Annotated in this window: 9 protein-coding genes and 1 pseudogene; all 10 read right to left on the bottom strand. The window is 42.0% G+C overall.

Going from position 1 to position 9,255, the window contains the following annotated elements; all coding sequences use genetic code 11:
- Positions 1-375: pseudogene (locus tag HT708_RS11145) on the bottom strand (transposase family protein); the annotation flags it as partial.
- A gap of 57 nt (positions 376-432) precedes the next feature.
- A complete protein-coding gene (locus HT708_RS11140) occupies positions 433-2,667 on the bottom strand; it encodes a DNA internalization-related competence protein ComEC/Rec2 (protein WP_000942432.1) in 2,235 nt (744 codons plus the stop codon).
- Entirely contained in the window at positions 2,651-3,301 is a 651-nt protein-coding gene (locus tag HT708_RS11135; RefSeq protein ID WP_000387332.1) for a helix-hairpin-helix domain-containing protein, read from the bottom strand. The genes HT708_RS11140 and HT708_RS11135 overlap by 17 nt, the downstream gene beginning before the upstream one ends.
- Positions 3,302-3,368: 67 nt before the next feature.
- Positions 3,369-3,938: a GNAT family N-acetyltransferase gene (locus HT708_RS11130; RefSeq protein WP_000443735.1), complete on the bottom strand. Its 570-nt coding sequence runs from the start codon at positions 3,936-3,938 to the stop codon at positions 3,369-3,371.
- Positions 3,939-4,150: 212 nt separating this feature from the next.
- On the bottom strand, positions 4,151-5,155 hold the full coding sequence (locus tag HT708_RS11125) for a PhoH family protein (protein ID WP_000658205.1): 1,005 nt from the start codon (positions 5,153-5,155) through the stop codon (positions 4,151-4,153).
- Positions 5,156-5,239: 84 nt separating this feature from the next.
- Positions 5,240-5,455, bottom strand: a complete 216-nt coding sequence (locus HT708_RS11120; RefSeq protein ID WP_001232084.1) for a YozE family protein — start codon at positions 5,453-5,455, stop codon at positions 5,240-5,242.
- Between the two features lie 8 nt (positions 5,456-5,463).
- Positions 5,464-6,318, bottom strand: coding sequence for an RNA-binding virulence regulatory protein CvfB (cvfB, locus tag HT708_RS11115; RefSeq protein WP_001095471.1), 855 nt, complete (start codon positions 6,316-6,318; stop codon positions 5,464-5,466).
- A gap of 59 nt (positions 6,319-6,377) precedes the next feature.
- Entirely contained in the window at positions 6,378-6,935 is a 558-nt protein-coding gene (gene frr, locus HT708_RS11110; protein WP_001262225.1) for a ribosome recycling factor, read from the bottom strand.
- 8 nt (positions 6,936-6,943) lie between these two features.
- Positions 6,944-7,681, bottom strand: a complete 738-nt coding sequence (gene pyrH / locus HT708_RS11105; protein WP_000002996.1) for a UMP kinase — start codon at positions 7,679-7,681, stop codon at positions 6,944-6,946.
- Positions 7,682-7,764: 83 nt separating this feature from the next.
- The gene (trmFO, locus tag HT708_RS11100) at positions 7,765-9,099 is read right to left on the bottom strand and encodes a methylenetetrahydrofolate--tRNA-(uracil(54)-C(5))-methyltransferase (FADH(2)-oxidizing) TrmFO (protein ID WP_000083733.1); all 1,335 of its coding nucleotides are present in this window, start codon (positions 9,097-9,099) and stop codon (positions 7,765-7,767) included.
- Positions 9,100-9,255 lie beyond the last annotated feature (156 nt).

The raw sequence follows: 9,255 nt of genomic DNA, 5'->3' as shown, positions 1-9,255 counted from the left end.
CATTCGCTAATTGTTTTTTTAGGGCGATTGATTTTTACTTCCGTCGCATCAATCATTACCGTGTCCTCAGAACTGAGAGGAGGTCTTGAAATCGTAAAACCACTTTGAACAAGAGTTACTTCAACCCATTGACTCCGATGGGTTAAGTTGCTTTCGTGGATACCAAAATCAGCCGCAATTTGTTCATAAGTTCGATATTCTCGCACATATTGAAGTCGCCATAAGAAGGTATTCTAGGCTTAATTTAGGTTTTTATCCATCTTTTGCGTGTTTAATTTTTAATACAGCTAACATCTCTTCAAAAGTCGTGCGCTGAACACCAACAAGACGATTAAATTGTGCATCAGTTAGTTGTTTACTTGCTTCATAATTCATAGAACTATTATACCATATTTTGTTTCGCAGGAAGTCTAATAATAATATTTATCTTTCCTATCGAACGCTTTCAATCTTCCAACTATTCCAACCTTTAAACCGTATAGCTCCATGCTGGTCAGTTCGGTAAACTTTGCTATTGATACCTTCCAGTCGTGTCAAAGTTTCCTGATGGGGGAGTTTCGTTCGATTGTTCTTTCCAACTGAGATGAGAGTCATCTCTGGTTTGAGCTGTTCTAAAAAGTCTGAACTTAATGATTTTTTAGAGCCATGTTGGCTAGCTTTCAAAACATCCACTTCTAGGTCAGGATAGTGCTTCAGCATGTCCTTCTCTCCTTTCTCCTCCAAATTTCCAGTGAAAAGAAAGTTTTTATCCAAGAGTTTTCCATACAAAACCAGGGTATCTTCATGATCTCCAATTTTCCTTGGAGATAGGACTTCTAACTGACTTCCAAAAATTGGCAAGTTCTCTCCTGCTGTCACACTGCGCACCTTGGTTTGAGTCGCCTGTAGTTCTGCCACAAATTCCTTCTGTTTCAGACTTCCTTTTGATACTAAAATCTCCCCTACATGAAAAGCCTTGGTCACCTCCAACAAATCTCCAACATGTTCCTTGTCCGTATTTGTCAAAATCAGCTGGTCAATCTTGGCTACTCCTCGACTTTTGAGATAGGGAATCAAGGTTCGCTGGGCATTGCTGGTCGTCGCCTTTTCTTGCCATTTTTCAATTTTCTTATCAGATTCTGCCTTGCCACCTACATCTATGAGAATGGTCTTCCCAGTTACATCCCTTAGGAAAATACTTTCTCCTTGCCCCACATCCAGCATGGTAATTTCATTTTCCAGTGGATGCTTGGTCAAGAAAAAGAGACCCACAATAAGTAAGCTGAAGCCAGCTACTCTTTTGATATTTTTCCTCAAATCATAGACCAAAGCCAAGGAAATTAACAATAAAATTAAAAACCATGCATTAGGTTGTCCAAAGACAAACGGCCTACTTGTCATCTGCGAGACCAAGCGAATCATTCCCTCCAACCATTCAAAGATAAAATTCAGTTGAATGACTGGATAGAGAAAGGAAAGGGCAAATAAGATAGACAAGAGCGGTAAGAAGACCAAATCAAATAGAAAGGAAAAGACAAAGGTCAAGAGGATGGACCAAGGTTGAAATTCCGCAAAATAGAAGGATAGAATGGGCAATATGCCCAAGGAGATGACTAGACTTTCACTAGCAACAGCCTTGAGCCCCTCCCCTTCTTTGCTGGTCATGGTCAGGATAAAAGCATAAGCGCAGGACAAGACTCCTCCTGCTGTCAAGAAAAAGTTTGGCATGACAATAAAGAGGAGAAACACTGTCAAGGCAAAATTATCCAAGCCCTTAACCCCATGTTGAGCCAGTAGCTTTTGCAAGAGACTGCGAATAACCGATGCTGAAAATCCAGTTAGTCCCGCATAGATAAGGGAAAAGGGATAAGTCAGCCATTTCAACTTTTCTTGGGTCAAGCCCAATCGCAAGAGAAGTTTCTTAAATCCGTTCATGAAAAAACCTACCTGCATGCCAGATAGGGCAAAGAGGTGGATAATTCCTAGACTGGAATAAAGCTCATTCATCTCCTCAAAGTCGGTGTCCAGATGTCCCAGCAAGAGTCCTGTCATGTAATTGCGCATAGGGTCTGGAAAGTGCGTCTTAATCCAAACCACAGCCTTTCGACGTAAACTGGACAAGTTTTCTCCTATATCCCAACTGCCAATCTTTTGAAGTGACTGGATTGTTTTGATATTGAGAGTCTGGTAAATTCCCTGAGTCTTCAGATAGGCTTGGTAATTAAAGCCACCAAAATTTCTCTGCCCTTCTGGCTCCGAAAGCTTCCCTTCTAGTCCTATCTCATGCAGGTCGGTTAAAGCTTGAAAGGCTTCTTTCTCCTCCTCGGACTGGAGTTTATAATAGACTTGAAAAATGCGTCCATCAGCCTTGCCGCGAAAGGACAGACTATCACCATTGACCTTAACAGTGTCAGGCAGAATCCGTACCCTTTCAACAGAATCCGCCAGATTTTGACTCGCTTGGCTCTGTTGCCAATTTTGAAACAGAAACCAGAAGCCAAAGACTCCACAAATCACTAAAACTTTGCCTGTTGATTTCCATGGAAATTGGAAAAAGAGACAGACTAGCAGAAAAACAAAGCCCAACAAAGCAAGATAGGATGCTGAGAAAATAGCGTAATAAAACCAAAGTAACAAAAAACTCAGGTAAATTAGGGGAATGGGGATGTTCTTAATCCACTGTAACATAGTCTTTTAGCTTTTCTATGGTCTTAGCACCAATGCCAGAGACCTTCTTGAGTTCATCAATCGACTTGAATTTCCCATTTGCCTCACGATGGTCTATAATGTCCTGAGCTCGTTTTCCTCCCAGTCCCTTAACCTGTTTAAGCTCTTCCAGACTGGCCTTGTTGAGATTGACCTTCTTTTCCTTGCTTGTTGAAGAAGCTGTCCCCGAACCAGTCTGTTGACTAACTGCTTCTTCTCCCTTAGTAGGAACGTAAACCAGAGCCTCATCACTAACTTTCTGAGCTAGATTGAGCGACTTGCTGTCTGCTTGCTCTGTCAAGCCACCAGCCTTCTGAACAGCATCATTGACTCGACTACCTACAGGCAAGTCATAAATCCCTGGCGATTTGACAGCACCTTTGACATCTACTGTGATTAGATCTTGTTCAAGGGGTTCTTCCTTCTCTTCCTTGTTCACTTCCTTTTCGGATACCAAATCCTTGGAAACAGCTGCAACTTCAGCCTGCAAATTCGTTTCCTTTACAGGTGTTTGTGGAGCTGGCTTTAGCAGGAAAAATCCGCCTACAAGCAAGCCCAGACCAGTACAGATGACGATGATTTTATACTCTTTGATTTTCTCGATAATTGCTTCCATATTTTCTCCTCTCTTAGATTATTCGTAAGAGGAAGAAAAAACAGTCGAAAAATTTCTTTTCAACTGCTTATTTATTTGCAAAATAGTCTTCCTTGGTCAAGACATAATGAACTCTTGTCACGATTCGGCCTTTTTCATGCTGGTCCATACAAGCATAAGCTTCTTCGTGGGAAAAACGCATGCCTGATTTCTCCATGACCTTTCCTGACGCGGGATTAGCCTTATCGTGTAAAGCAACTAACTTATTCATTCCTATCTTCTCAAAAGCTAGCTCAATTACGGCACGATTGGCTTCTGTCGTCAATCCTTGATTCCAATACTTTTTATTGATAATGTAGCCAATAGCTGCCTTCTTAAGAACAGGATCAATCTTGTGCAAGTCAATGGTTCCGATAAACTTGCCGTTATCTTTTAATTCAATCCCCCAGCGTCCCAAGGGATTAGCCAAGTAGAACTGAGCAATATTATTCTTGGTTTCTTCTACATTTTGATTGGTTGAAAAAGTGTAACGTGTATTATCCTTGTCCGAGGCATAGTCAAACATTGCTTCCGCATCATTCAAAGTTACAGGTCTAAGCAACAAACGCTCTGTCTCGACTATGGGATACTGAGCTAGTTTTAAAAAGATTGATTCCATACGTTTCTTCCACTTGAAACCTTTCTAATCTAATATAAGGATATTGAATAAAACATTTAAAAAGCAAACTTATAGTAGATTGAAATAAGATATAAACAAATCAATCAGGAAAGTCAAATTAATTTCTAAAAATGTTTTAGCAGTCACAACGTACTATTCTAGCTTCAATCTACTATAGATTTAGTATTGAGATAACTTTAAGTACAAAAGAACTATCCTTCATATAGAGGTTGAGAATCTAATTCTTCACTCTCTTCTTTTTTAACCGGTTCTGGTTCATAGGCTCGGATAATCTGAGCGACAACTGGGTGGCGAACCACATCCTTGGCTGAAAAATGAACAAAGTCAATCTGGTGAATGTTCTTGAGTTTCTCTTGGGCATCAATCAAACCGGACTTGACATTGCGTGGCAGGTCAATCTGACTGATATCTCCATTGACAATCATCTTAGAATGAAAACCTAAACGAGTCAAAAACATCTTCATCTGCATAATGGTCGTATTTTGCGCCTCATCGAGAATGACAAAGGCATCATCCAAGGTCCGTCCACGCATATAGGCAAGGGGCGCAATCTCAATAATTTCACGCTCCATGAGTCGAGTTGTTTGGTCTTTCCCCAGAATCTGATACAAAGCATCATAAACAGGTCGAAGGTAAGGATCTACCTTCTCCTTAAGATCACCCGGAAGAAAACCTAGACTCTCTCCTGCTTCCACCGCTGGACGTGTCAAGATAATCCTCTTGACTTGCCCACGTTTAAGTGCAGTCACTGCTAAGGTCACTGCAAGAAAGGTCTTCCCTGTACCTGCTGGCCCAATTCCAAAGGTCACATCATGCTGTTTAACACTGTCCACATAAAGTTTTTGACCTAGTGTTTTGACACGGATAGGCTTCCCTGTATTATCCTTGATAATTTCTTCTTCATAAAGGGCGACAAATTTGTCGATTTCATCGTTTTTGACCATGCTAATCGCAGTCACTACATCTGGTGTGCCGACTGTCATTCCACGATTTACCAAAACCATCAAGGCTTGAATAACTTGTCTAGCTTCCTCACAAGCTGACTCCCCCCCCAAGACTTGTACAATCTCTGTACGAGCATGAATCACCACATCAAGCTCTTCTTCCATCAAACGAAGATGGCGCTCATTGGAACCAAAAAGATGAAACAGGTCATCTGGATGACTCAGTTGAATGTCTATTGAATGTTCCTTCAAATAAAGAACCTCTCTAATCCTTTTATTTCTTTTTATTATAGCAAAGGGATGGAGAAATTACTAGCCCAAACCCAATGAATCATGCTAGTGTTCTAAGTATTCTTGCCAGATAGCGTCAAAGTCTCCTAGGTTAAAAGAGAAACTGGCATGTTCTTCCAAAAAGCGACTCACCTCATCAAAATCATCTGTGTGTTTTGGAAAAGCTGATTCTTCAAAGGCTAGGTCTGCTAGGATAGCTTTGGGACTGTTACTTTTAGGATTGCGCTCGGTCATGAGCCAAGTGTAAAATGATTTTCTCATATGTCACCCTAGATCAATTCTGTCCCAAACTGGTCTTGCTTGATTTTACCAGCCTTCATAAGACCACCTAAAACTTTCTTGAACTGACCTTTAGAAATGCCAAAGGTTGCCTTGATGTCATCTGGAGATGACTTATCATTCAAGGTCATGAAACCGCCATTGCTTTCCAAATAAGTCAAAATCATCTGGGCATCATTTTCCAACATTTCAAACGAACGTGGTTTGAGGGAGAGGTTCAGAGTGCGGTCCACTTCGCGGAAACCAATGACACGCGCATCTAAAACTTGCCCTAAACGTGGCTCTGCATAGCGCTCGCTAGGATGGATAAAACCAAGCATGTTATTTTCTGGCAGGTAAACAAAAGTTCCTGACAGCTTGAGGCGGTATACAATGGCTGGCCAGTTTTGGTTCTGCATGTTGTTGTAGGCAGGTCGAGCCAGACGTTGGAAGTCTTCTTGATAAGCCAAGAGTCCCCAGATACGATCTTTCTTGTCCACTTCAAGACGGATGTAGAGTTGATCACCCTTCTTAGGCCAGAGTTCCTTGAGCTCAGGGAGAATATCGAGTGACACAACGATTTCCTTGTCAGGAAGGCCTGTATCCACAAAGACACCCAAGTCTTTACGAACTTCTGTGACACGTCCCCAACCAAATTGGTCCTGAGTGGCAGTCACTTCTAGAGTTGTCAAGCGGAGTTTTTGCTTCATATCCGTGTAGGCAAAACCTTTAACCGTATCCCCTACTGTATGTTGACCTTCTTCCTTGGTAAGAGCATAGGTCTGGCCATCCTTTTGAACAAAGTAAAAACGGTCGTTTTCATCGATGATGAGTCCAACGATAAAACTTGCAAGATTTGTATTCATATTTCCTTCTTTCGAACAAAACTCAGCCAGCAATGCCAACTGAGTTTTTCTGTTTATTTTTAGACTTCCAAGAGTTCTTTCTCTTTGTTGGCAGTCATGTCGTCGATGTGTTTAACAGCATCATCTGTTACTTTTTGAATGTCTTTTTCAAGAGTCTTCAATTCGTCTTCAGTGATTTCTTTTGCTTTTTCTTGTTTCTTAGCTTCATCCATAGCATCGCGACGGATATTGCGGACAGCCACTTTAGCATTCTCACCGACTTTCTTCACTTCTTTAGCAAGGTCACGACGAGTTTCTTCTGTAAGAGCAGGGATAACCAAACGAATTACAGAACCATCGTTAGCTGGTGTGATACCAAGATCAGAAGCGTTTAAGGCACGTTCGATGTCTTTCAATGAAGACTTGTCAAATGGTGTTACCAACAAAACACGCGCTTCTGGAATGGTAATTGAAGCAATTTGGTTAAGAGGAGTTTCTACTCCATAGTATTCTACATGTACACGGTCGAGTAAACTTGCGTTGGCACGACCAGCACGGATACCACCAAATTCACGAGCAAGTGATTGGTGAGACTGGGTCATTCTCTCTTTAGCTTTTTCAATAATTGCGTTAGCCATAATCTTTCTTATTCCTTTTCTTCGATATTATTTGAAACTGTTGTTCCGATATTTTCACCAAATACGACACGTTTGATGTTGCCTGGTTGGTTCATGTTGAAGACAACCAAGTCAATGTCGTTATCCATTGAGAGGGTTGAAGCAGTTGAGTCCATGATACGAAGACCTTTATTGATAACGTCACGGTGGGTCAATTCTTCAAACTTAACGGCTGTCTTGTCCTTCTTAGGATCGGCATTGTAAACACCATCGACCCCATTTTTAGCCATAAGGATAGCATCCGCTTCGATTTCAGCTGCACGAAGGGCCGCTGTTGTATCTGTTGAGAAGTAAGGTGAACCAATTCCGGCACCAAAGATAACGATACGGCCTTTTTCAAGATGACGAAGGGCACGTCCACGGACATAAGGCTCTGCCACTTGTTGCATTGCAATAGCTGTTTGCACACGCGTATCAACACCAACTTGTTGCAATGAATCGGCCATCACAAGAGCATTCATAACAGTCCCAAGCATTCCTGTGTAATCTGCCTGAACGCGGTCCATACCTGCTTCTGCTGCAGGTTCTCCACGCCAGAGATTTCCTCCACCGATAACAAGGGCAATTTCGATACCTAAGCTATGAACTTCTTGAATCTCTTTTGCGATTGTTTGAACTGTTTGGATATCAATCCCTACGCCACGTTCACCGGCAAGGGCTTCACCTGATAACTTGATTAAAATACGTTTATACTTGGGATTCGCCATTTTCACTCTCCTTCTTTTATCCTACCTATTTTATCACAATTTCTAAGATTTTTATAGTATCATGAGCGATTCTTTCAAAAAAATTAGACAGTCAAAAATTCCTCTAAATCGCTGAGGGCACGCTCTGCAATTTTTTCATAACGAGCCTTCTTATCACGGATACGTTCGCCTTCCAACTCCTTGATAATCCCAAAGTTGACATTCATTGGTTGGAAATGTTTGCTGTCGGCATGGGTGATGTAATGAGCTAGACTTCCAATCGCTGTTGTCTCTGGGAAAATAGCCTCACTTTCACCCTTGAAGAGTCGAGCCGCGTTAATACCTGCAACTAAGCCTGATGCTGCGGACTCTACATAGCCTTCCACACCCGTCATCTGACCAGCAAAGAAGAGATTTGGTTGTTTCTTAGAACGGTAGGTCTGCTCCAGAAGATTTGGTGAATCCATGTAAGAATTGCGGTGCATGACCCCATAACGAACAAACTCCGCATTTTCAAGACCTGGAATCATTTGGAAAACGCGCTTTTGCTCTCCCCATTTAAGGTGGGTTTGGAAACCGACGATATTATAGAGGCTACCAGCTGCATTGTCCTGACGAAGTTGAACCACCGCATAAGGGGTTTTAAATTCTCCATCACGAGGACCTGTGTAGTCGTCTGGATACTCAAGACCGACTGGTTTCATAGGACCATAAAGCATAGTTTTAATGCCTCGTTTGGCCATGACTTCGATTGGCATACATCCTTCAAAGTACTTTTCTTTTTCAAAAGAATTGAGCGGTGCTTCTTCCGCATTGACCAAGGCTTCATGGAAATCCATAAACTCTTGCTTGGTCATTGGAGCATTGAGATAGGCTGCTTCTCCCTTATCATAACGAGATTTGAGATAGACCTTACTCATATCGATAGTGTTGACATCGATAATAGGCGCTGCTGCATCGTAGAAATAGAAGCCATCGCCATTATTAAGGGCATGAATCTTTTCAGCCAGGGCATCGCTAGTCAAGGGACCAGTCGCCACAACTGTAATAACATCTGTTGGCAATTCTGTAATTTCATCACGCACCACTTCAATCAAGGGGTGGTTGACCACTTTTTCGGTCACCATTTGAGAGAAACCATCACGATCCACCGCAAGGGCTCCACCGGCAGGAACACGTGTAGCCTCAGCAGATTCCAAGATAACAGAACCCAAGCGACGCATTTCTTCCTTGAGAAGACCAACTGCATTTGTCAAAGCATCCCCACGCAAAGAATTGGAACAAACCAACTCAGCAAAATTGTCTGTTTTGTGCTGAGGAGTCGACTTGACACCACGCATTTCATAAAGTTTAACTGGAATACCACGCTCTGCGATTTGGTAAGCTGCTTCAGAACCTGCCAAACCAGCACCGATAACATTGATATAAGATTGAGACACGACACTAATACCTCTTTGGGAGTGTGAAGTTAAGATTCACATTGAAAAAGCCAATCAGACTTACGAGCTTTCGAGTTTCTTGGCTCAGGCTGAAAAAGTCCATTGGACTTACTTCGCTCTCGAATTTCTTGGCTCAGGCTGAAAAAGTCCCCCAGA

The organism is Streptococcus sp. 3613 (genome assembly GCF_013277375.1).
GTDB classification, from domain to species: Bacteria; Bacillota; Bacilli; order Lactobacillales; family Streptococcaceae; genus Streptococcus; species Streptococcus pseudopneumoniae.
This window is presented reverse-complemented; position numbering and strand designations above follow the sequence as displayed.

What these genes read in the sequence shown, in the direction of transcription:
- HT708_RS11140 (WP_000942432.1), bottom strand. Translation starts at nt 2,667, where the DNA reads ATGTTACAGTGGATTAAGAACATCCCCATTCCCCTAATTTACCTGAGT.
- HT708_RS11135 (WP_000387332.1), bottom strand. Translation starts at nt 3,301, where the DNA reads ATGGAAGCAATTATCGAGAAAATCAAAGAGTATAAAATCATCGTCATC.
- HT708_RS11130 (WP_000443735.1), bottom strand. Translation starts at nt 3,938, where the DNA reads ATGGAATCAATCTTTTTAAAACTAGCTCAGTATCCCATAGTCGAGACA.
- HT708_RS11120 (WP_001232084.1), bottom strand. Translation starts at nt 5,455, where the DNA reads ATGAGAAAATCATTTTACACTTGGCTCATGACCGAGCGCAATCCTAAA.
- cvfB (WP_001095471.1), bottom strand. Translation starts at nt 6,318, where the DNA reads ATGAATACAAATCTTGCAAGTTTTATCGTTGGACTCATCATCGATGAA.
- frr (WP_001262225.1), bottom strand. Translation starts at nt 6,935, where the DNA reads ATGGCTAACGCAATTATTGAAAAAGCTAAAGAGAGAATGACCCAGTCT.
- pyrH (WP_000002996.1), bottom strand. Translation starts at nt 7,681, where the DNA reads ATGGCGAATCCCAAGTATAAACGTATTTTAATCAAGTTATCAGGTGAA.